This window comes from Streptomyces sp. NPDC031210 (assembly GCF_055570395.1).
This window is the reverse complement of sequence record NZ_JBVIHH010000016.1, coordinates 178,852-198,916: the sequence shown is the minus strand read 5'-3', so window position 1 is coordinate 198,916 and position 20,065 is coordinate 178,852. Positions and strand designations below refer to the sequence as shown.

The following is a 20,065-nucleotide window of genomic DNA, read 5'->3' as shown; positions in this document are numbered from 1 at the left end:
ACGCCTACGCGTCCCCGGGCGAACACGACTCCCCGTGCGGGCACGACTCCCCAGACGCACCCCCCCCCCCCCCTGCCTCTCCCCCCCCCCCCCCCCCCCCCCCCCCCCCCCCCCCCGGGCCCTGCCTTCGAGGTGTCTCGGTCCTTCCGGTGCCGCAGTCGTTTCCGGCGTCTCAGTGCGCCTTCTGCGCCAGCCGCAGCAGATGATCGGCCAGCGCCTGGCCGCCCGCCGGGTCGCGGCTGATCAGCATGAGCGTGTCGTCGCCGGCGATGGTGCCGAGGATGTCGTGCAGCTCCGCCTGGTCGATGGCCGAGGCCAGGAACTGGGCCGCTCCGGGCGGGGTGCGCAGGACGACGAGGTTGGCGGACGCCTCCGCGGAGATCAGCAGCTCGCTGGAGAGCCGGCGCATCCGCTCCTCCTTGGCCGACTCGCCCAGCGGCGCCCGCGGCGTGCGGTCACCGCCCTCGCTGGGCACCGCGTAGATCAACTCACCGCCGGTGTTGCGGATCTTCACCGCGCCGAGTTCGTCCAGGTCCCGCGAGAGCGTGGCCTGGGTGACGGAGAGCCCGTCGTCGGCGAGCAGCTTGGCGAGCTGGCTCTGGGAGCGGACCGCCTGCCGGTTGAGGATGTCCACGATCCGGCGGTGCCGGGCGGTGCGGGTCTGCGGTACCGCCTGGCCGCCGTTGTGCGACTCGTTGTCCTGCGGCTCGGTCATCGTTGTCGTCAGTCTCCGGATCGTTGTGCCCCGTGGGCCCCGTCGAGGGCCGTGTCGAGGACGGCGGGGAGCCTGTGGAGGAACGTGTCCGCCTCGCCTTCCGAGAGGTTCAGCGGCGGGGCGAGCCGGATGACGTCCGGCGCGACCGCGTTCACCAGAAGACCCGCGTCCTGAGCCGCCTGCTGCGCCTGGGGCGCGAGGGGCTCGGTCAAGACGATACCCAGGAGCAGACCCGCGCCGCGGACCTGCCCGACCAACGGGTGCGCGAGCGCCTCGATCCCGCCCCGCAGCCGCTCGCCGACCCGCTTGACGTGGTCGAGCAGACCGTCCGCCTCGATGGTGTCCAGGACGGCGAGGGCGGCGGCGCAGACGACCGGGTTGCCGCTGAACGTCGAGCCGTGCGAACCCGGCGTGAGCAGCTCGGCGGCCGGTCCGAAGGCGAGCGTCGCGCCGATCGGGAGGCCGCCGCCCAGGCCCTTGGCGAGGGTGACGATATCGGCCTCGACGCCCTGCGCCCGCGATTCCAGCCAGGTGCCGGTCCGGCCGATGCCGGTCTGGATCTCGTCCAGGACAAGGAGGGTGCCGGTGGCGGCGGTGATCTCGCGGGCCGCCCGGAGGTAGCCCGGCGGCGGCACGATCACCCCGTTCTCGCCCTGCACCGGCTCCAGGATCACGAAGGCGGTGTCGGTGGTGACGGCGGCGCGCAGGGCGTCGGCGTCGCCGTAGGGGACGTAGGTGACGTCGCCCGGCAGCGGGGCGAACGGGGCCTGCTTGGCGGGCTGGCCGGTCAGCGCGAGGGCGCCCATGGTGCGGCCGTGGAAACCCCCGGCCGTGGAGACCATGTGCGTACGCCCGGTCAGCCGGCCGATCTTGAAGGCGGCCTCGTTGGCCTCGGCACCGGAGTTGGAGAAGTACACCCGGCCCGGCCGGCCGGCCAGCGTCAGGAGCCGCTCGGCCAGGGCCACGGTGGGCTCGGTGACGAAGAAGTTCGAGACGTGGCCGAGGGTGGCGACCTGGTCGGAGACCGCCCGGACGACCGCGGGGTGGGCGTGGCCGAGGGCGTTGACCGCGATACCGCCGAGGAAGTCGAGGTAGGCGTTGCCGTCGGCGTCCCAGACGGTGGTGCCCTCACCCCGCACGAGGGGGAGGCGGGGGGTGCCGAAGTTGTCCATCATGGCGCCCCGCCAGCGCTGTGTCAGGCCCGCGTTGTCCACCGGCTCGCTCATGCCGTCCCCTCGTTCGTGTCCGCGTCCGGCACGACCATCGTGCCGATTCCCTCGTCGGTGAAGATCTCCAGCAGGATCGAGTGCTGGACCCGCCCGTCGATCACCCGGGCGGTGTGCACCCCGTTGCGGACGGCGTGCAGGCAGCCGCGCATCTTCGGCACCATGCCGCTGGCCAGGTCCGGCAGCAGCCGCTCCAGCTCGGTCGCGGTCAGCCGGGAGATCACTTCGTCGCTGTGGGGCCAGTCCTCGTAGAGGCCCTCGACGTCCGTGAGCACCATCAGCGTCTCGGCGCCCAGCGCGGCGGCCAGCGCGGCCGCCGCGGTGTCGGCGTTGACGTTGAAGACACCGGAGGCGTCGCCTTCGTCGCTGCTGCGGGCGATGGAGGAGATGACCGGGATCCGGCCGTCGTCCAGCAGGGCCTGGACGGCCCCCGGGTCGATCGCGGTGATCTCGCCGACCCGACCGATGTCCACCCGCTCGCCGTCGATCTCGGCGTAGTGCTTGGTCGCGGTCATCAGATGGGCGTCCTCGCCGGTCATGCCGACGGCGAGCGGGCCGTGCTCGTTGAGCAGTCCGACCAGTTCGCGCTGCACCTGGCCGGCGAGGACCATCCGTACGACGTCCATCGCCTCGGGCGTGGTGACCCGCAGGCCCGCCTTGAACTCCGACTCCAGGCCGAGGCGGTCCAGTTGCGCGCTGATCTGCGGTCCGCCGCCGTGCACGACGACCGGGCGCAGCCCGGCGTGCCGCAGGAAGACGACGTCCTGCGCGAAGGCGCTCTTGAGCGCGTCGTCGATCATGGCGTTGCCGCCGAACTTGATGACGACGGTCTTGCCGTTGTGCCGGGTCAGCCAGGGCAGCGCCTCGATGAGAGTGCGGGCCTTGGGCAGCGCGGTGTGCTTACGCGTACTCATGCGCCGGCCTCGCTACGCTCGGCGGGCTGTGAGCACAGCACGCACCTTTGAATGATTCCCTCGCTACGCTCGCTCATGAGGAGTACGCGCTGTTCTCGTGGACGTAGTCGGCGGTCAGGTCGTTGGACCAGATGACCGCGGACTCGGTGCCCGCGGCGAGGTCGGCGGTGATCCGCACCTCCCGGTAGCGCATGTCGACCAGGTCGCGGTCCTCGCCCACCGAACCGTTCCGGCACACCCATACGTCGTTGATCGCGACGTTCAGCCGGTCGGGTTCGAAGACGGCGGACGTGGTGCCGATCGCGGAGAGCACCCGGCCCCAGTTGGGGTCCTCGCCGTGCAGGGCGCACTTGAGGAGGTTGTTGCGGGCGATGGAGCGGCCGACCTCGACGGCGTCGTCCTCGCTGGCCGCGCCCACGACCTCGATGCGGATGTCCTTGCTGGCACCCTCGGCGTCGCCGATCAACTGCCGGGCGAGGTCGTCGCAGACCGTCCGCACCGCCTCGGCGAAGGCGGCCGCGTCCGGCACGACGCCGGAGGCGCCGGAGGCGAGCAGCAGCACCGTGTCGTTGGTCGACATGCAGCCGTCGGAGTCGACCCGGTCGAAGGTCGTACGGGTGGCCGCGCGCAGCGCCGTGTCCAGTTCGGCGGCCGGCACGTCGGCGTCGGTCGTGAGCACCACGAGCATGGTGGCCAGGCCCGGCGCGAGCATGCCCGCGCCCTTGGCCATGCCGCCGACCGTCCAGCCGTCGCCGGCGGCCACGGCCGTCTTGTGCACGCTGTCGGTGGTCTTGATGGCGATGGCGGCCTTCTCGCCGCCGTGCTCGGTCAGCTCGGCCGCGGCCTTGTCGATGCCCGGCAGCAGTTTGTCCATGGGCAGCCGCAGGCCGATCAGACCGGTGGAGGCGACGGCCACCTCTCCGGCGCTGTGCCCCAGCGCCTCGGCCGCCTTCTCCGCGGTGGCGTGGGTGTCCTGGAAGCCCAGCGGGCCCGTACAGGCGTTGGCGCCACCGGAGTTGAGGACCACCGCGGAGACCTGGCCGCCCTTGAGGACCTGCTCGGACCACACGACGGGCGCGGCCTTGACGCGGTTGGAGGTGAAGACGCCGGCGGCGGCCAGTCGCGGCCCGTTGTTGACCACGAGGGCGAGGTCCGGGTTGCCGTTCTCCTTGATCCCCGCGGCGATGCCCGCCGCCGTGAATCCCTGTGCTGCCGTGACGCTCACTTCTTCTCCTCCGTCGATTCTCCGGCCGCGCCCGTCGCGGGCGCGCCGGTCCCCCCTGGCCGCCCCGGCCCGGTCGGTGTCACGGGGCGACCCCGACCGTGGGCAGCCCGGTCTCCTCGGGCAGGCCCAGGGCGATGTTCATGCTCTGCACCGCGCCGCCGGCGGTGCCCTTGGTGAGGTTGTCGATGGCGCAGACGACGATGATCCGGCCGGCCGCGGCGTCCAGAGCCACCTGGAGCTGCGCGGCGTTGGAGCCGTACACGGCGGCGGTCGAGGGCCACTGCCCCTCGGGCAGCAGCCGCGCGAACGGCTCGTCCGCCAGCGCCTTTTCGTAGGCGGCCCGCACGCTCGCCGCGTCGACGCCCGGCTTGGCCTTCGCCGTGCAGGTGGCGAGGATGCCGCGCGGCATGGGGGCGAGGGTCGGCGTGAAGGAGACGCTGACCCGCTCGCCGGCCACCGCGCTCAGGTTCTGGATCATCTCGGGGGTGTGGCGGTGCCCGCCGCCGACGCCGTACGGGCTCATCGAGCCCATGACCTCGGAGCCCAGCAGGTTCGGCTTGGGCGTCTTGCCGGCGCCGGACGTGCCGGAGGCCGCGACGATCACGGCCTCGGGCTCGGCGAGGGCGGCCGCGTAGGCCGGGAACAGGGCGAGCGAGACGGCGGTGGGGTAGCAGCCGGGGACCGCGACGCGCTTGGAGCCGCGCAGTGCGGCCCGTCCGCCGGGCAGCTCCGGCAGGCCGTACGGCCAGGTGCCGGCGTGGGCCGAGCCGTAGAACGCCTCCCAGTCGGCGGCGTCCCGCAGCCGGAAGTCCGCGCCGCAGTCCACGACGAGTACGTCGGGGCCGAGCTCCTCGGCGACCGCGGCCGACTGGCCGTGCGGCAGCGCCAGGAAGACGACGTCGTGCCCGGCCAGCACCTCGGCGGTGGTCGGCTGCACCTCCCGGTCGGCCAACGGGAGCAGATGCGGCTGGAGCGCACCGAGGCGCTGCCCCGCGTTGGAGTGCCCGGTCACCGCGCCGATCTCCACCTCCGGGTGCCCCAGAAGCAGACGCAGAACCTCACCCCCGGCGTACCCACTCGCACCGGCCACTGCTGCTCGTACCGTCATGGACCCTCCTCCTTGAAGGCATGACTATACGGAAGAAGGAAGTTTTATGCAATGCGGCGCCAGGCCACGCACGCGGCATCCCTGTGACTGAGCGCTTCACTTGGCGGATGAGCGTCCGACGTGGCGGGCCGAAGCGTCTCGGTTGGCGGACGAGGGGGTGACTGCGGTTCTCACCTGCGAAAACTCAGCGCTGTGCGGGACTCGGGCGCCCGACATCCGGTCTTGGTTTGCTTCGTTCTCGGTGGCGGCGATCGTCTGGCGCAGAAGGCGGCGCGCGGTCTCCAGGTCGGCGGCACGTTGATCGAGGACGTTCAGCTGGTCCCGGAGGCTGGTGAGGACGCCGGGGCAGGGGCGCAGTGCCGCCTCGTCAAAGGTGCAGGGCAGGATCTGGCGGATGATGCGGGTGGGCAGTCCGGCGGCCAGCAGGGCGCGGATGCGCCGCACCGTCTCCACCGTCGGGTCGTCGTACTCGCGATAGCCGTTGGTGCGGCGCTCCGAGTGGATCAGCTCCATCCGCTCGTAGTAGCGCAACAGCCGCTCGCTCACTCCTGCGCGACGCGACAGCTCACCGATCAGCACCGACCAGCTCCTTCCAGCTTGACCTTGCCACCGTGTCAGGGAGCAACAGTGCACTGGTCGGCCGAATTCCGGGCCGATCGTCAAGGATGGAGTGACCATTGATCATCGATGCACACAGCCACGTCCACGACCCGGTCGAGGCACATGTGGGGCTGCTGGACGAGGCCGGGGTGGACCGTGCCGTGCTGTTCGCCACCCGTCCACATCCGGAGCGGGCTGGTGACCTTGCCTCGCTGCGCCGGGAGATGGCGATCCTGGACGAGGCCATCGGGGGTCGGGCCGGCACGGCCGAGAGGTATCGCGACGCGTGGCGGGAATTGGACGCCGCACTTGCCGCACGGCCGGAGCGGTTCATCGGCTTCCTGTCCGTACCGCTGGACCTGGAGCCGGAACACATTGCCGCGACCGTGGAACGCGAGGTCGTTGGGCGTGGGCTGCACGGGATCGGCGAGCTGACGCCGCCGCCCGGACAGGCAGGGGTGATCGAACCGGTGCTGAGGGCGGCGGCCGATCATGGTGGGCTGCCCGTGGTCGTGCACGGATCGGCCCCGACCACGGCGGACGATCTGGTAACCCTGTCGGTTCTCGCCGGCCGGTATCCGAGGGTTCCGCTGGTGGTCAGCCAGCTCGGAGGGCTGAACTGGATGCAGGCTGTCGGGCTGGTCCGGGACACCCCGAACATGTACCTGGAGCTGTCCACGGCCAACATCGTTTTCGCGGTCCGGCTGGCCGTCAAGGAGATCCCGGACCGGACCCTGTTCGGCTCGGACGCCCCGTACGGCGACCCGGTCTTGGCCCGGGCGATGGTGGAGCGAGTCACCAGCCCGGGCGAGATACGCGACCGGGTGCTCGGTGGGACGATCGCCGAATTGGTCGGGCTTGCCTGAGGCAGACCCGGCGTCCCCAGGCGCGACCTCGACAGATTGAGCGCTTCAGATGGCGAACTCCGCCAACTGAAGCGCTCAGTCACAATCCCGGAACGGAGATGCGTCACCGCGCGTCGCGGAGCCGAAGAACGTACGCCGCAGTCAGCGCGACGGCGCGGTCCTCGTCATGCGACAGCTCCATGAGGGCACGTGACGCCGTCGTCCCCGGGACGGCGGCCAGCGCCTGGGTCAACCGTCCGCGGGCGGGCGCTTCAGTGGTGTCGTGGGCGAGGCGGTCGACAAGGCCGGTCGCGATCCGATCCGCCCTCGCGCCATCGTCGCTCGCCAGCACGCTCAGTGCGTCGGCGGCATCGGTGTCGTTCCGTCCTTCCACGATCATGTCGATGAGCGTCGGGAGCGCATCGGCCACTCCACGGGTTCCGAGCGCCAGAGCCGCATGCCCGCGGACCACGGCGTCGGGGTTCGCGAGGGCCTGCCGCAGCCGCGTGGCCTCACCGCAGGGCATCTCGGCGAGGGATCGAACAGCGCGTTCCCGCACCGCGGCCACCGGTGAGCCGAGGCCCTCCGCCAGCAGTGCCGGGCCGCCGTCGCCCGCTCGCGCCAGCGCCCATCGAAGGGCTCCGGCGACGTTCGGGTCCGTCTCGCTCAGTGCCGCCTGGACCAGGGCCTCCACCGGCACCGGAACCTCGTCGGCCGAGGAAAGGGCCGCACGCTGGCGCGCGCTGGCGCTCTTCGACCCCAGTGCCTGGACGAGCGCGACGACCTGGAGGACGTCCTCCCAGTCGGCGGGGTCCGCGGCATCGATCCGGCGCAGCCGCGTGAGCAGCTCGGTCTCGGCCGCGATGCGTTCGCGTGTCTGGCGGATGAGGTCGCCGACGAGCGCCGAGGGCGTGAAGCCGGGATCGTCGAGCGCACGCCCGATCTCCCGCAGCGACAGCCCCAGCGACCGCAGGCTCTCGATATGGAAGATCCGCCGGATGTCCTCCCCGGAGTACTCCCGATATCCGGAGCCCGTACGGCCGGACGGCCGCACCAGGCCGAGCGACTCGTAATGCCGGAGCATGCGGGCACTGACCCCGGACCGTCGCGCCACCTCACCGATCAACACGTCCTATCGTCCCTCCTGGCCGGACCCGCCGAGGGCCACGACGCGCTTCGCCTCCTCGATCGCGAACTCGAAACCGGCGTCCGGGTCGCGCAGCAGCCGTTGGGTGGCGAGCGCGTGCGCGCGCACGTGCGGGTCAGGGACCGTCGTCGCCGCACGCAGAGCCGGCGCGGTTGCTTCACCCAGCGCGACCAGCGCCCGGCTGAGACTCAGCCGCGTCTCCCGCTCACCGCGCCCGAGTCGCGTCGCCAGCACCGCGGCCAGGGCGGACTCCTCGCCTTCCGGTACGAGCACGACCGCGGCCCGCCAGGCGCTCCGCGCCACCTCGTCGTCGGCGTCGGACAACAGCGCCGGCGTGATCGCCGGCCACGCCCGCCGGTCCCCGATCTTGGACAGCGTGTGCAGCGCCTGGCTCCGTGCCTGCGCACGCTCCGAGCGGACTTCGCGGACCAGCGCGGGGAGCGTCAGGGACACCGGGTGGCGGGTGAGCGCCCAGGTCAGCATGTCGCGGACGAGGAACTCGGGCTCGGTCGCGCATCGCTCGATGAGCTTGCCGACGAAGCGGGGGTCAGGCGTCGTGCCGACGGCCAGGGCGGCCCGCAGTCGCACGGACGAACGGTCGTCCGCCAGCCCCTGGAGCGCTCGTATCGCATCCGTGTCCTGTTTCGTGATCGTCATCGAGATCACCACCTCCTTGGCAGGCAGTGAAGACCTTGTCACCGTGTCAAGGTCAAACAGGTCGAACGGGATCCGAGAAGGGTCGGTGGCCACGCACGGTGGCTGGGCGCCGCAGGAGCGTGGCGCAGCAGACGAGGAACGCGAGGAGGCAGCACCACAGTCCACGGAACTCGATGCCGATGAGGCCGGTGCCGTGGCGGACGGCGCCGACGCCGCCATGTCACGTAGGCGAACGCCCCGGCCGCCAACCACGCATGCCGCGACGGGGTCGCCGGATCAGCCAACACATCGCACCACTCCGGGCGGTCCATTTGACGCAACCGGCCAACAGAACCGCTCGGTCACACCACATCCTTGTCCGCCCGATGATCGCGGGTTAAGGTCCCCGGGCACGTATCGGGGGATCATGGCAGGCGGGGGACATGGCAGACGAAATCGGCACGCCCACGAAGGGCACGGGCGCGTGGGGGCAGGCCGTCGCGGCCGTGGCGATGGTGGCGGCACTCGGTGTCGGTCTGTGGACGTTGCAGGAGACGTCGTCCTCGGAGAATGCCCCGACGCCGGCCACGTGCTCGGGCGGGGAGGCCGCGAAGGCGTCTCGGCGCGTCTCCGGGGCGCAACTGTGCGAGGCGCTGAACCGTCGCGACCTCGCCGAACTGCTGGGCACTCCGGGGCAGATCGCGAAGACCGCCGGCGGCAGCGGTGGCTCCGTCAAGCTTGCCGGCGGCAAGGAGATCCCCACGCCGTCCGCCCAGGTCGAGTTCGAGACCTACACGGTGACGCTGTCGGCCACCTACGACCGTCTTCCGGTGGCCGGTTCCACCGCGCTTGTGGGGGACGGCGCGCGACGGCAGAAGGTGCTGGGCCGCCCGGCGGTCTTCTCCTCGACCCGCACCATCCGCATCAGCTTCCGCCTCGACGGGAGCGACACCGACAGCGGTCCCGGCGTCCCGGCCCGCACCCTCACCGTGGCCCAGGACACCAAGGACAGCGGCGGTTCCTTCGAGGTGGGCGTGTGGCGGGCGGACGGCGGGGTGCCGGACGACGCGGTGCTGCTCCGCGTCGCCCAGAAGGTGCTGCCGACGGTGCCGGGGTGGACTGCCGCCGGATGATCGCCGGATGATCGCCGGGTGACCGCCTTGGGCGGCGCCCGGCGTCCCGGCGTCTCTTACCTCGCGGCTGGTGTCCTCACCTCGGTGGGCGAGGACCGCCGGCGGCGTCCAGGAACCTCAGCAAGCGGAGGCGGGGAAGGTCAGGAACGCGGTCAGCGGCCCTGCTCGTCCTGCGCCGCCTTCTTCTTCTCCTTCAGGCGGACCGCTTCCTTGCGGACCTCGGCCTGGGTGGCGCGTTCCTTCTGCAGCCACTCGGGGTTTTCGTTCTTGAGCGCGTCGATCTGCTCGGTGGTGAGAGCCTCCGTGACTCCGCCCCGCGCGAGACCGGAAATGGAGATGCCCAGCTTCGCGGCGACCACCGGCCGGGGGTGCGGGCCGTTGCGTCGCAGTTCCACCAGCCACTCGGGCGGGTCGGCCTGCAGCGCACTGAGCTCGGTACGCGAGACGACACCCTCCTGGAAGTCGGCGGGGGTGGCCTCTAGGTACACACCCAGTTTCTTCGCCGCGGTCGCGGGCTTCATCGTCTGGGTGGTCTGGTGCGACGTCATGTGTCAAGAGTATCGAGCGTGTGCGCTACCTCTGACCACGACCGGTAACCTGGCGGGGTGACAGGCTCGGAAGTATCCCCTTCGTTCCGGCTCGCCTACGTCCCCGGGGTGACGCCCACGAAGTGGGTGCGGATCTGGAACGAGCGGCTGCCCGACGTCCCCCTGACCCTCGTCCCGGTGTCCCCCGCCGAGGCGTTCGGCGTGCTGCGGGACGGTGGCGCCGACGCGGGTTTCGTGCGGTTGCCGGTCGACCGGACGGACCTCAGCGCGATCCCGCTCTACACCGAGACGACGGTGGTCGTGGTCCCGAAAGACCACCTCCTGACGGCGGTCGACGAGGTGTCCGCCGAGGATCTGGCCGACGACATCGTGCTGCATCCCCTCGATGACACCCTCGGCTGGGAGCGGCCGCCGGGCCGGCCCGCGAACGAGCGTCCCGCGACGACGGCGGACGCCATCGAACTGGTGGCGGCCGGCGTGGGACTCCTCGTCGTCCCGCAGTCCCTCGCCCGCCTGCACCACCGCAAGGACCTCACCTACCGACCGGTGACGGACGCCCCCGAGTCCCGTGTCGCGCTCTCCTGGCCGGCCGACGAGACCACTGATCTGGTGGACGATTTCATCGGGATCGTGCGCGGGCGGACGGTCAACAGCACCCGGGGGCGCTCGTCGGCCACGGCTCCGGCCCCGGCGCAGTCGAAGCGTAAGCGCCCGGAAACGGGGGGCGGCGCGCGGCGGAAGCCCGCGGCGGGCAAGGGCGCGGGCAAGGCCACCGGGAAGACGACGGGCAAGAGCCCGCGGGGCGGTTCCGGCGGGTCCGGCGGCTCCAGATCCGCCCGGCGCGGCAAACCCGGCCGCCGGTCGTAGCGCGGGTATCAGGCTTGCGGCGCTGAGTGCCGCGTATCCGGCCCCCGGGAACTCAACGGTCCCGGGGGCCTGCGCGTGTCACACCTCGGTGGCGGCTTCGGAGGCGTCCTCCGTCTCGGCCCTGGAGTGCCCCTGGCCGTCATGAGGGGCGCCGCCGCGAGCGCAGGCCAGGCTGCGGTCGCGGACCGTAGTCGACCCCCGGTGCGCCTCGGTCCGTACGGGCGGCGCACGGGTGGTGGGGTGGCCGATGGTGCCTGCGGGGCGGAAGAGCGGGAAGAGAGGAAGGGTGCCCGAAGTTACCGACCCCCTGCTGAATCTCGTGCGGCGGCACCGGGAACCCGCGGTCGCGCAGACGGTCCGGTCGACCGTCGCCGCCGTGATCTCCTACGTCGTCGCCCTGATGCTGAGCAGCGAACCCGCCCCGCTGACCGCGCCGCTGACCGCGCTGCTCGTCGTCCAGGTCACCCTCTACACGACCCTGACCACCAGCATGCGCCGGGTGAACTCGGTCGTGGCGGGGGTGGTCATCGCCATCGGCTTCAGCTCGCTGGTGGGTCTGACCTGGTGGAGCCTGGGCCTGACCATCCTCGCCTCGCTCGTGCTGGGGCGTTTCGTGAAGGCCGGGGAGTTCCTCCCCGAGGTGGCGATCAGCGCCATGCTGGTGCTGGGCGTGACAAGGGTGGCCGAGACGGCCTGGGACCGGGTGCTGGAGACGCTGATCGGGGCGGTCGTCGGGCTGCTGTTCAACGTCCTGTTCGTGCCACCGGTGTGGGTGCAGCCCGCGAGCGCGGCCATCGAAGACCTCGCCGGGCGCATGCGGGGGCTGCTGGTGTGTCTCGGCGACGAGGTGACCGGCCACACCCCGGTGGCGGAGGCCGCCGCCCGGCTGCACGAGGCGCGCCGGCTGGATCACGACATCGTCCGGGTCGACGCGGCTCTCCGGCAGGCGGAGGACAGCCTCCGCCTCAACCCGCGCGTCAAGGAGGGCCTCCTCTTCCGGGTCGTCCTGCGCACGGGCCTGGACACCCTGGAGATCTCCGCGGTGGTGCTGCGTACGGTGTGCCGCACCCTGACCGATCTGGCGAAGGCCCGGACCGAGGAGACGCTGTTCACCGCGGAGATCGGCGCCGCGCTGCGGGAGCTGTTCACGCACATGGCCCGCGCGGTGGAGAGCTTCGCCGTACTGATCACCACGCAGGTCAGCGCCAACGCGGAGGAAGCCGAGGACCGGCTGCTCAGGGAGCTCGGCGCCAGCCGCCAGAGCCGCGAGATCGTCGCGCATCTGCTCCTGGACGGGGTGCGGGAACACCCGCGCCAGTGGCAGCTCCACGGCGCGCTGCTCGCCGAGGTCGACCGGATCCTGGACGAGTTGGACGTGGAGAAGCGGTCGCAACGGCTGGTGGAGGAGCTGGACCGGCAGTCGCGGGAACAGCATGAGAAGTTCCCGCTGGTGGCCAAGCTGCGGAGCCGGTTCCGCGGCCGGTCGCGTGCGCGGGCGGCTGCGGAGTCGTAGGAGCGGCGGGCGGGGAACGAGGACGGGGCCGGCGCGCCACGCGGTCGCCGGTGGGGCTTGGCGCGGCCGCCAACATGGCAAGAACCTACAAATTCCCTGCTCGGGAATCCGTTGATCATCGCATCCGAGGGGCCCTCAAGCCGCTGGCAGAGTGGCTGTCGAGTCGATCTCTCCCCGCAGCCGACCGCGCGGGGAATTGTCTCTCCACGACAAAGGGGGTTCAGCCATGAACGGTTCAGCCATGACGGCGGACAACAACGATGTGGTGGTCACCGGACTCGGCGCCACCACGCCGCTCGGCGGGGACGCCGCTTCGACCTGGGCCGCGATGCTGGCCGGGGAATCCGGGATCGGGGCGATCGAGGAGGAGTGGGCGGCCGGGCTGCCGGTGCGGATCGCGGGCCGGCTCAAGGTGGAGCCGACCGAGGTGCTGGACCGAGTACGGGCCCGCCGTATGGACCGCTGCGAACAGACCGCCCTCGTCGCGGCCCGCGAGGCGTGGGCCGACGCGGGCGCGCCCGAGGTCGAACCCGAGCGGCTGGCCGTCGTGATCGGCACCGGCACCGGCGGCGCGCTGACCATGCTCGGCCAGGACGACGTCCTGGAGTCCTCCGGCGTACGGCGGGTGTCCCCGCACACCGTTCCGATGCTGATGGCGAACGGTCCGGCCGCCTGGGTCAGCATCGAACTCGGCGCCCGCGGCGGCGCCCACACGCCGGTCAGCGCCTGCGCGTCGGGCGCGGAAGCCCTCGCGATGGGCCGGGACCTGATCCGCCTGGGCCGGGCCGACGTGGTGGTGGCGGGCGGTACCGAAGCCTGCATCCATCCGCTGCCGCTGGCCGGTTTCGCGCAGGCCAGGGCGCATTCGACGCGGAATGACGCGCCGGGGCGGGCGTCGCGGCCGTTCGACGCCGACCGGGACGGATTCGTCATCGGCGAGGGCGCGGCCGTGGTCGTCCTGGAGCGGGCCGGGTTCGCCGCGGCCCGGGCGGCCCGCGCGCACGCGGTCCTGGCCGGGGCCGGTGTCACCTCGGACGCCCACCACATCACCGCCGCGCACCCGGCCGGCCAGGTCCGCGCGATGCGTCTGGCGCTGGCCGACGCGGGACTGTCCCCGCTCGACGTCGGGCACGTCCACGCGCACGCCACGTCCACGCCCACGGGGGATGTCACCGAGGCTCTCTCGATCACGGAGGCCGTCGGCGCGCATCCGGCCGTCACCGCGACCAAGTCGATGACGGGCCACCTCTTCGGCGCGGCGGGAGCGGTCGGCGCGCTGGCCGCCCTCCTCGCGGTCCGTGACGGTGTCATCCCGGCGACCCGGAACCTGGAGGTCCTCGATCCGCGGGTGAAGCTCGATGTGGTCGCGGGGGCGCCGCGGCGGAGGCCGCTGACGGCGGCGATGGCCAATTCCTTCGGCTTCGGCGGACACAACGCCTCGCTGGTCTTCACCCCGGCGGGCTGACGGCGAGCCCCGGCGCGGCCCGGAGACCCGAGCCGCGCCGGGGAGAAGGCGGCTCAAGCCCCCTCACCCCTCGGCCGTATCCGGCTCCCGCGGATCGTCGAGCCGGCCCGCCGATCCGTACGCCGACATCGCCGCCACCCGCGCGGGCTTCGCCGCCCTGATGATGGCGCCGCGCATGTCCGCCCACGACCCCCGGATAACCCAGCGGCGTACGACCCTGCCCGGGCCGAACGGCAACACGCTGGAGGCGCAGGTGCCGCGCCCGGCCGGTGCCGAGGGGACGCTGCCGGGCCTGCTCTACCCGCACGGCGGCGGGTTCGCGTACGGCGAGCTGGACGGGCCGAGCCCGATGGCCCGGGACGCCTGCGCGGCGGCGGGCGCGGTGGTGGTCAACGTCCACTACCGGCCGGCTCCCGAGCATCCCGCACCTAGGACACCCACCTGGGCTGTGACCGGGCCCCCGGCCTCTCTCCCTACGCGGCACCCGCCCGCGCCACCGACCTCTCCGGCCTGCCGCCCGCCTGCGTCCTGACCTGCGGACTCGACCCCCTGCGCGACGAGGGACTCGACTACGCCCGCCGCCGGTCAGAGGCCGAGCGGTCCGGGATCGATCAGCCCGAGGGTCATCCACTCCTCGGGGGCCACCAGGCTGCGGAAGCCGATCTTCTCGTAGACGCCGTGGGCGTCCTTGGTGGCGAGCGTGAGGCGGGAGAGTCCGCAGGGCGTCATGTGGTCGGCGATGGCCGCGACGAGGGCGGTGCCCAGGCCCTTGCCGCGCTCGTCGCGGCATACGTAGACATCGCAGAGCCAGGCGAAGGTGGCGTGGTCGGTGACCACCCGGGCGTAGGCGGCCTGACGGCCCGAATCCGCTTCGTAGAGGCCGAAGTTGAGCGATCCGGCGACGGCGCGGTCATGGAGTTCCCGGGGACGGTCCAGGGCCCAGTAGGCGTCGGTGGACAGCCAGTGGTGGACCAGGTCCGCGTCCAGGCGGGCCGGGTCGGTGGAGATCTCGTAGCCGTCGAGGGCGTGATCGGTCATGCCGGGAGGTTGGCAGAAGCGCGGGCCGGCGTCGAACCGATAAGGGGCCCGAGCGCACCGGATGCGCGATTCCTGCCCGGACGTAAACTTGCCGCGAGGGCATGCAAGCCGTCCGGGCCGCTCCGGTCCGTCAAACCCTGGCCGTTGAACCGCTCGGCCGTCGCGCCCCGGCGGCCGACGGCCGTCCGGCCGCCGAGCGGAAGGAGACCTGATGCACGCGAACACGGGCGACCGACTGGTGGTGCACGGCAGGACCGTCGGGCATCACGACAAGGTCGTGGAGATCATCGAGGTGCTGGGCACGAACGGCGATCCGCCCTATCGCGTCCGCTCCGAGGACGGGCATGAGGCGATCATGTCGCCCGGTCCCGACGCGGTCGTCCAGCACACCAGGTCCACCGACGCCGGCCCCGCGCGGTAATCCGGCCGTCGCCGGTCTCTCCGAAGCGCTCCCTCCGGAGCCGCTCACCCCGGCAACGAGCACGCTCCCCCGCCACTACGGCTTCGCCGCGCCGCCGTAGTGGTCGCTCACGACCCGCGCCAGCGCGCCCACCCGGTCCTCGGCGACCTCCTTCGCCGAGAAGAAGACATGCCCATCGACCTGCGGACAGCGGCGGGCGAACGCGAGGTGCCGGGAGAGTTCGGCCGGGTCGCGCCAGGCGGCCGGCTGGGCCGGGTCGCCCGCCTTGTACAGCGCCTCGCCGATGTAGAGATCCACTCCGCTGCCCGCCACGGTCCGCGACCACCAGGGCACGAGTTCGGCGTAGTCGGCGGCCTCGAAACCGAGAGGCCAGTAGACCTGCGGCGCGATGTAGTCGAGCCAGCCCTTCCGCACCCACTTGCGGGTGTCGGCGTAGAGATCGTCGTAGGTCTGCACGCCGGCGTGCGTGGCGGAGCCCGCCGGGTCGGTCGCGCGGTTGCGCCAGATGGCGAACGGGCTGACGCCGAACCGCACCCGTCGGCCGGCCCGCTTCCCGGCGGCGCGGACCCGGCCGGCCATCTCCCGCACCAGCCGGTCGGTGTTGTCCCGCCGCCAGTCGCCGAGGTCGTCGAAGCGCGCTCCGTGTGCCGCGTACGCCGCGTCGTCGTCGAAGGTCTCGCCCGCGACGGGATACGGATAGAAGTAGTCGTCGAAGTGCACCCCGTCGACGGGGTAGCGGCGCACCGCGTCGAGCATCGCGTCCTGCACGAACCGGCGGACCTCCGGCAGCCCGGGGTTGTAGTACAGCCTCCCGCCGTACGGCAGGACCCAGTCGGGATGCCGGCGGGCGGGGTGGGTGGCGACCAGCCGACCCGGGTCGGCGTGGTTGGCCACCCGGTAGGGGTTGAACCAGGCGTGCAGCTTCAGACCCCGCCGGTGGGCCTCCCGTACGGCGAAGCCCAGCGGGTCCCAGCCGGGGTCGCGGCCCTGGGTGCCGGTCAGGTACTCCGCCCACGGCTCGTACGGCGAGGGCCACAGCGCGTCGGCGGTGGGGCGGACCTGGAAGATCACGGTGTTCAGCCGGCTCTCGACGGCCGCGTCGAGGCGGGCCCGCAACTCGTCCCGCTGCTCGTCGGGCTCCAGCCCGGGCTCGGAGGGCCAGTCCCGGTTGGCGACGGTCGCCAGCCACATGCCGCGCACCGCACGCCGTGACCGGCCCCCCGTGGCCCGCGCGGCGCCCGCGCCGAGCAGCGAGGAGGCCGCGCCCAGCGCGCCCGCCGCGAAACCTCTTCGTGTGATCCGCCTCATGAAAAGTCCCCTGTTTATCCGGTTCATCCCGTACTGAGGGCCCAGAATGCCCGCCCCGCCGCCCGGAGCACAGCACCGTGCGGAGTAACGTCGGGGCCGAGGCGGGCGCCGGACCCTTACGGCGTACCGCCAGTCCTGAAGATCAGCGAAAGGCACGATGTGACCGACATCGAACGCGTCGGAGTGGTCGGCTGCGGCCAGATGGGCGCAGGCATCGCCGAGGTGTGCGCCCGCGCCGGGCTGGACGTCATGGTCGCCGAGACCACCGGCGAAGCCCTGGAGCTGGGACGTACCCGATTGACCAACTCCCTCGGCAAGGCCGCCGAGCGCGGCAAGATCACTGCCGCGGAACGCGACGCGACGCTCGGCCGGCTCAGCTTCACCACCGACCTCGGGGAGTTCGCCGACCGCGACCTCGTCATCGAGGCCGTCGTGGAGAACGAGCAGGTCAAGACGGAGATCTTCCAGGTCCTCGACCAGGTGATGACCCGGCCGGACGCGATCTTGGCGTCCAACACCTCCTCCATCCCGCTGGTGAAGCTGGCGGTGGCCACGTCCCGACCCGACCAGGTCATCGGCATCCACTTCTTCAACCCAGCACCAGTGCAGAAGCTCGTCGAGCTGATCCCCGCGCTGACCACCGGCGAGGACACCATCAAGCGGGCCGAGGCGCTGGTGCAGGACGTGCTGGGCAAGCACGCCATCCGCGCCCAGGACCGCTCCGGCTTCGTCGTCAACGCGCTGCTCATCCCCTACCTGCTCTCCGCGATCCGGATGTTCGAGTCGGGCATGGCCAGCCGCGAGGACATCGACAACGGCATGGAGCTGGGCTGCGCCCATCCGATGGGCCCGCTCAAGCTGAGCGACCTCATCGGACTGGACACCGTGGCCTCGGTCGCCGCCTCGATGTACGAGGAGTACAAGGAGCCGCTGTACGCCGCTCCGCCGCTGCTTCAGCGGATGGTGGACGCGGGGCGTCTGGGGCGGAAGTCGGGGTCGGGCTTCTACTCGTATTAGGGAGCGCGGTGGCGCGGTGGCGCCGCCAAGTGGCGCTGTTCCCGGGCTAGTTCACCCGACCCCACGCCGACGGCGGCGCTGCGGTCGGGTGGCTCTCGCGGTGCCCGCCAGGTCCTTCGGACCAAACCGCCGGCTCACTCGCCGCAGGCAGGGCTTGATCCCGCACTGGTTTGTTGGCGCTGCCTCGCCGATGCGAGTGCTCGGAGCGACACATTCGCCGCGCGGGTCGGCGCAGTACGGGCATCGGCAGGGCGGTGACGACAACGGCCTCGGACCACGGGAAGCGACATCCGCTCAATAGCCGCCTGCGCGGCCCCGTCGGCCTCCGAGACCCTGCGCCGCCGTATGACCCGCGCCTTCGCCCCGAGCAAGCCACGGATCTTGGCGCCCTCACTGCCCAAAAGACTCAACGTCGAGGCGAGCTCCATCAGGTCGATGACCGTCAGGTCCAGGACGAGGCAGAGGGTGCGCCGCATCTCGCGACGCCGCCGCTCCGCCTGCTTGCGGACGCTCATGTCGGGGACGAAGAACAGCACCACCGCCAGGGCCGGCAAGCCGGGAAGCGGACCGGGACCGGGCGAGCCGGAGATCGACAACTCCGAGCTGATGGACGTCGCGCAGGACCCAGAACAGGCTGACAGCCTCCACAAAGCGCTGCGCGCTCTGGCCAACAACCCCCATGTGAGCGGACCGCTCCAGGAAACGGCCGAGGGCATCCTGTCGGGACGTAGCGCGCCGAGCACGACGGTCCTTCTCCAACGTGGTCACGGGGCCGAAGAAGCGGGGGCGGGGTGGACACCGGGGTCGAGCCCGGAGCCGGACGGGCCAAGGGCCCGTGCCCACGGAGGCTCGGGCCGTCTCACCGACGCACCGCCTACCGGCGAACGATGGGGATCGGCCGGACGCTCCCGGGGCAGCACTGTGACACCCAGGGTTGAGGGCTTGTCAGTGCCTATGGGTACTCTGGCACCTATATAAAACGGACGTGAACCGGCAGCTCGATGACGCCGGTTGGTGAACGGGGGCGCGGTCATGGGCGACGGGTTCAGGAGCAATCCGGAGATGCTGAAGGCCGAGGGGAGGAACTTCTCCGAGATCGGCAGGGATTTCTACCAGGCGACCGCCAAGCTGAAGAACGGCCTGGCCGCGCAGGGTGACGGTGGAGGCGGCGGAGGCGGAGCGCCGAAGGAGACGACGGTCTCGAGTGTCGCCCACGACGCCTGGAAGGGCATGACCACCTTCAGCGACAAGGAAGGCACCCCGCCGTGGGGTGACGACGAGCTCGGCGAGAAGTTCGGCGTGGTCTACGAAGGTCTGCGCGACGGCATGACGGACTCGATGGACCACCTTGCCACCAAGCTCAACGAAATCGGCAAGGCGTTGGAGCGGATGGCGAAGAACCACGAGGAGAACGAGGACTTCAACGAGGCTCTGATCAAGGAGCACAAGCCGGAGAACCAGTTCGGCGGCGACGTGCGGATTCTGAGGTCCACGAGCAAGTGACACGGCCCGCACCACGGGGGGGCGTGTGGCGACCGCACAGCGGGGTTGCAGGGCCGCCACCACAGCAACACGGTCGCGGCAGCCAGGGTCGAGTGTTTGTGCCGTATCGGTTTCGGCGTCGGCTCGGCTCCGGCTCGACACTTCGAACGCTTCGAACGCTTCGAACGCTTCGACGGCCAACGCCCCGCGCCAACCCGAGTTCCACCGCATGACCGCGCCTGACCCACAGCCGTCCCTTCACTGACAGGAGAGAGTCCGTGTCGCATCCCGACGCGCCGGAACCGGTACAGCCCATCCCCGCCACTGCCGAAGAGGCATTGGCTGCCGCTCGCGCCCGATTCGAAGTACTGGATCTGGAAGGAAACCCGGCGCCGTTGTACGTGACGGAGTTCGACATCGGCTTCCTCGTCCACGCCGTCATGCCCCCACCGCCGCCCGGCACTCAGGCGCCCTTGGGTGGCAGTCACATGGTGATCTCCAAAAGCGACGGATCCGTCACCTATGTCCCCAACTTTCCGCCGGACTCCGCGATCGAGCTGTACCGCAGCATGCGCCGGCCCAACGGCTAGGGCTGCCGCCTGAGGGCTGGACGAATGCGGACCGGATGTCTGCTACAGCACTGTGACACACCAGAGCTGAGGGCCCAAAAGGTCCGTTGGGTAGGCTCTGGCATGGGCATGGGCATGACTCTGCGCCGACACAAGCCGGTTTGAGCACTCACGAGGCTCCGAACGGCGCCTTCGGCAGCAGCAGAGAAGCAGGGCCCTTCCGCCGGCGGGGAGGCGGAAGGGGGGCGGTCGGCCCACAGGGCCGGGACAACACGAACTACATGGGCA

21 protein-coding genes and 2 pseudogenes are annotated in these 20,065 nt (G+C 71.6%); 11 read left to right on the top strand and 12 right to left on the bottom strand.

Translation table 11 applies throughout. The annotated features are described in order from the left end of the window. Positions 1 to 172: 172 nt before the first annotated feature. The 6 genes from ACZ45Z_RS27050 to ACZ45Z_RS27025 form a co-directional block, all read right to left on the bottom strand. Positions 173 to 715, bottom strand: coding sequence for an arginine repressor (locus ACZ45Z_RS27050; RefSeq protein WP_468367478.1), 543 nt, complete (start codon positions 713 to 715; stop codon positions 173 to 175). An 8-nt stretch (positions 716 to 723) separates the two neighbouring features. After that, on the bottom strand, positions 724 to 1,941 hold the full coding sequence (locus tag ACZ45Z_RS27045) for an acetylornithine transaminase (RefSeq protein WP_468367474.1): 1,218 nt from the start codon (positions 1,939 to 1,941) through the stop codon (positions 724 to 726). Further along, the gene (gene argB / locus ACZ45Z_RS27040) at positions 1,938 to 2,855 is read right to left on the bottom strand and encodes an acetylglutamate kinase (protein WP_468367471.1); all 918 of its coding nucleotides are present in this window, start codon (positions 2,853 to 2,855) and stop codon (positions 1,938 to 1,940) included. Before argB ends, ACZ45Z_RS27045 begins: the two co-directional genes overlap by 4 nt. Before the next feature lie 73 nt (positions 2,856 to 2,928). Continuing rightward, entirely contained in the window at positions 2,929 to 4,080 is a 1,152-nt protein-coding gene (gene argJ, locus ACZ45Z_RS27035) for a bifunctional glutamate N-acetyltransferase/amino-acid acetyltransferase ArgJ (protein ID WP_468367468.1), read from the bottom strand. Between the two features lie 79 nt (positions 4,081 to 4,159). Then, a complete protein-coding gene (gene argC / locus ACZ45Z_RS27030; protein ID WP_468367465.1) occupies positions 4,160 to 5,188 on the bottom strand; it encodes an N-acetyl-gamma-glutamyl-phosphate reductase in 1,029 nt (342 codons plus the stop codon). Positions 5,189 to 5,284: 96 nt separating this feature from the next. Then, on the bottom strand, positions 5,285 to 5,767 hold the full coding sequence (locus ACZ45Z_RS27025) for a MerR family transcriptional regulator (RefSeq protein WP_468367462.1): 483 nt from the start codon (positions 5,765 to 5,767) through the stop codon (positions 5,285 to 5,287). A 98-nt stretch (positions 5,768 to 5,865) separates the two neighbouring features. Between ACZ45Z_RS27025 and ACZ45Z_RS27020 the strand changes: the two genes are divergently transcribed. After that, the gene (locus tag ACZ45Z_RS27020) at positions 5,866 to 6,654 is read left to right on the top strand and encodes an amidohydrolase family protein (protein ID WP_468367460.1); all 789 of its coding nucleotides are present in this window, start codon (positions 5,866 to 5,868) and stop codon (positions 6,652 to 6,654) included. A gap of 103 nt (positions 6,655 to 6,757) precedes the next feature. On the opposite strand, the gene ACZ45Z_RS27015 is transcribed toward ACZ45Z_RS27020, so the two are convergent. Then, positions 6,758 to 7,762, bottom strand: a complete 1,005-nt coding sequence (locus ACZ45Z_RS27015; protein WP_468367458.1) for a MerR family transcriptional regulator — start codon at positions 7,760 to 7,762, stop codon at positions 6,758 to 6,760. Positions 7,763 to 7,765: 3 nt separating this feature from the next. Next, on the bottom strand, positions 7,766 to 8,437 hold the full coding sequence (locus ACZ45Z_RS27010; RefSeq protein WP_468367455.1) for a HEAT repeat domain-containing protein: 672 nt from the start codon (positions 8,435 to 8,437) through the stop codon (positions 7,766 to 7,768). Positions 8,438 to 8,859: 422 nt separating this feature from the next. Between ACZ45Z_RS27010 and ACZ45Z_RS27005 the strand changes: the two genes are divergently transcribed. Next, positions 8,860 to 9,549: a DUF6215 domain-containing protein gene (locus ACZ45Z_RS27005; RefSeq protein ID WP_468367453.1), complete on the top strand. Its 690-nt coding sequence runs from the start codon at positions 8,860 to 8,862 to the stop codon at positions 9,547 to 9,549. A gap of 152 nt (positions 9,550 to 9,701) precedes the next feature. Here the strand turns inward: ACZ45Z_RS27005 and ACZ45Z_RS27000 are convergent, their stop codons facing one another. After that, positions 9,702 to 10,097 carry a DUF5997 family protein gene (locus tag ACZ45Z_RS27000; RefSeq protein WP_468367450.1) on the bottom strand — a complete coding sequence of 132 codons (396 nt, stop codon included), beginning with the start codon at positions 10,095 to 10,097 and terminating at the stop codon, positions 9,702 to 9,704. Positions 10,098 to 10,154: 57 nt separating this feature from the next. Between ACZ45Z_RS27000 and ACZ45Z_RS26995 the strand changes: the two genes are divergently transcribed. The 5 genes and pseudogenes from ACZ45Z_RS26995 to ACZ45Z_RS26975 all read left to right on the top strand — a co-directional run. After that, positions 10,155 to 10,964, top strand: a complete 810-nt coding sequence (locus tag ACZ45Z_RS26995) for a LysR family substrate-binding domain-containing protein (RefSeq protein ID WP_468367447.1) — start codon at positions 10,155 to 10,157, stop codon at positions 10,962 to 10,964. A gap of 286 nt (positions 10,965 to 11,250) precedes the next feature. Further along, positions 11,251 to 12,477: an FUSC family protein gene (locus ACZ45Z_RS26990; protein WP_468367444.1), complete on the top strand. Its 1,227-nt coding sequence runs from the start codon at positions 11,251 to 11,253 to the stop codon at positions 12,475 to 12,477. A gap of 241 nt (positions 12,478 to 12,718) precedes the next feature. After that, positions 12,719 to 13,942 carry a beta-ketoacyl-[acyl-carrier-protein] synthase family protein gene (locus ACZ45Z_RS26985; protein WP_468367497.1) on the top strand — a complete coding sequence of 408 codons (1,224 nt, stop codon included), beginning with the start codon at positions 12,719 to 12,721 and terminating at the stop codon, positions 13,940 to 13,942. Between the two features lie 160 nt (positions 13,943 to 14,102). Then, positions 14,103 to 14,363 (top strand): annotated as a pseudogene (locus ACZ45Z_RS26980) (alpha/beta hydrolase fold domain-containing protein); the annotation flags it as partial. Positions 14,364 to 14,383: 20 nt separating this feature from the next. After that, a pseudogene (locus tag ACZ45Z_RS26975) lies at positions 14,384 to 14,476 on the top strand (hypothetical protein); the annotation flags it as partial. 51 nt (positions 14,477 to 14,527) lie between these two features. Here the strand turns inward: ACZ45Z_RS26975 and ACZ45Z_RS26970 are convergent. Next, the gene (locus tag ACZ45Z_RS26970) at positions 14,528 to 14,980 is read right to left on the bottom strand and encodes a GNAT family N-acetyltransferase (RefSeq protein ID WP_468367441.1); all 453 of its coding nucleotides are present in this window, start codon (positions 14,978 to 14,980) and stop codon (positions 14,528 to 14,530) included. Between the two features lie 211 nt (positions 14,981 to 15,191). On the opposite strand from ACZ45Z_RS26970, the gene ACZ45Z_RS26965 reads away from it, so the two are divergent. Then, the gene (locus ACZ45Z_RS26965; RefSeq protein WP_468367438.1) at positions 15,192 to 15,401 is read left to right on the top strand and encodes a DUF1918 domain-containing protein; all 210 of its coding nucleotides are present in this window, start codon (positions 15,192 to 15,194) and stop codon (positions 15,399 to 15,401) included. A 75-nt stretch (positions 15,402 to 15,476) separates the two neighbouring features. Here ACZ45Z_RS26965 and ACZ45Z_RS26960 read toward each other — a convergent pair whose 3' ends face one another. Continuing rightward, positions 15,477 to 16,709 (bottom strand): glycoside hydrolase family 10-like protein, encoded by a 1,233-nt coding sequence (locus ACZ45Z_RS26960; protein ID WP_468367436.1) that lies wholly within the window; start codon positions 16,707 to 16,709, stop codon positions 15,477 to 15,479. A gap of 159 nt (positions 16,710 to 16,868) precedes the next feature. Between ACZ45Z_RS26960 and ACZ45Z_RS26955 the strand changes: the two genes are divergently transcribed. Continuing rightward, the gene (locus ACZ45Z_RS26955) at positions 16,869 to 17,726 is read left to right on the top strand and encodes a 3-hydroxybutyryl-CoA dehydrogenase (RefSeq protein WP_468367435.1); all 858 of its coding nucleotides are present in this window, start codon (positions 16,869 to 16,871) and stop codon (positions 17,724 to 17,726) included. A gap of 134 nt (positions 17,727 to 17,860) precedes the next feature. Here the strand turns inward: ACZ45Z_RS26955 and ACZ45Z_RS26950 are convergent, their stop codons facing one another. Beyond that, positions 17,861 to 18,322 carry a hypothetical protein gene (locus tag ACZ45Z_RS26950; RefSeq protein ID WP_468367432.1) on the bottom strand — a complete coding sequence of 154 codons (462 nt, stop codon included), beginning with the start codon at positions 18,320 to 18,322 and terminating at the stop codon, positions 17,861 to 17,863. 466 nt (positions 18,323 to 18,788) lie between these two features. Between ACZ45Z_RS26950 and ACZ45Z_RS26945 the strand changes: the two genes are divergently transcribed. Both ACZ45Z_RS26945 and ACZ45Z_RS26940 read left to right on the top strand, forming a co-directional pair. Beyond that, a complete protein-coding gene (locus ACZ45Z_RS26945; protein WP_468367429.1) occupies positions 18,789 to 19,229 on the top strand; it encodes a hypothetical protein in 441 nt (146 codons plus the stop codon). Between the two features lie 257 nt (positions 19,230 to 19,486). Next, complete coding sequence (locus ACZ45Z_RS26940; protein WP_468367426.1) at positions 19,487 to 19,798, top strand: hypothetical protein; 312 nt, start codon at positions 19,487 to 19,489, stop codon at positions 19,796 to 19,798. The last annotated feature ends 267 nt before the right edge of the window (positions 19,799 to 20,065 follow it).

What these genes read in the sequence shown, in the direction of transcription:
- ACZ45Z_RS27050 (WP_468367478.1), bottom strand. Translation starts at nt 715, where the DNA reads ATGACCGAGCCGCAGGACAACGAGTCGCACAACGGCGGCCAGGCGGTA.
- ACZ45Z_RS27045 (WP_468367474.1), bottom strand. Translation starts at nt 1,941, where the DNA reads ATGAGCGAGCCGGTGGACAACGCGGGCCTGACACAGCGCTGGCGGGGC.
- argB (WP_468367471.1), bottom strand. Translation starts at nt 2,855, where the DNA reads ATGAGTACGCGTAAGCACACCGCGCTGCCCAAGGCCCGCACTCTCATC.
- argC (WP_468367465.1), bottom strand. Translation starts at nt 5,188, where the DNA reads ATGACGGTACGAGCAGCAGTGGCCGGTGCGAGTGGGTACGCCGGGGGT.
- ACZ45Z_RS27010 (WP_468367455.1), bottom strand. Translation starts at nt 8,437, where the DNA reads ATGACGATCACGAAACAGGACACGGATGCGATACGAGCGCTCCAGGGG.
- ACZ45Z_RS27005 (WP_468367453.1), top strand. Translation starts at nt 8,860, where the DNA reads ATGGCAGACGAAATCGGCACGCCCACGAAGGGCACGGGCGCGTGGGGG.
- ACZ45Z_RS27000 (WP_468367450.1), bottom strand. Translation starts at nt 10,097, where the DNA reads ATGACGTCGCACCAGACCACCCAGACGATGAAGCCCGCGACCGCGGCG.
- ACZ45Z_RS26985 (WP_468367497.1), top strand. Translation starts at nt 12,719, where the DNA reads ATGACGGCGGACAACAACGATGTGGTGGTCACCGGACTCGGCGCCACC.
- ACZ45Z_RS26970 (WP_468367441.1), bottom strand. Translation starts at nt 14,980, where the DNA reads ATGACCGATCACGCCCTCGACGGCTACGAGATCTCCACCGACCCGGCC.
- ACZ45Z_RS26965 (WP_468367438.1), top strand. Translation starts at nt 15,192, where the DNA reads ATGCACGCGAACACGGGCGACCGACTGGTGGTGCACGGCAGGACCGTC.
- ACZ45Z_RS26960 (WP_468367436.1), bottom strand. Translation starts at nt 16,709, where the DNA reads ATGAGGCGGATCACACGAAGAGGTTTCGCGGCGGGCGCGCTGGGCGCG.
- ACZ45Z_RS26945 (WP_468367429.1), top strand. Translation starts at nt 18,789, where the DNA reads ATGCTGAAGGCCGAGGGGAGGAACTTCTCCGAGATCGGCAGGGATTTC.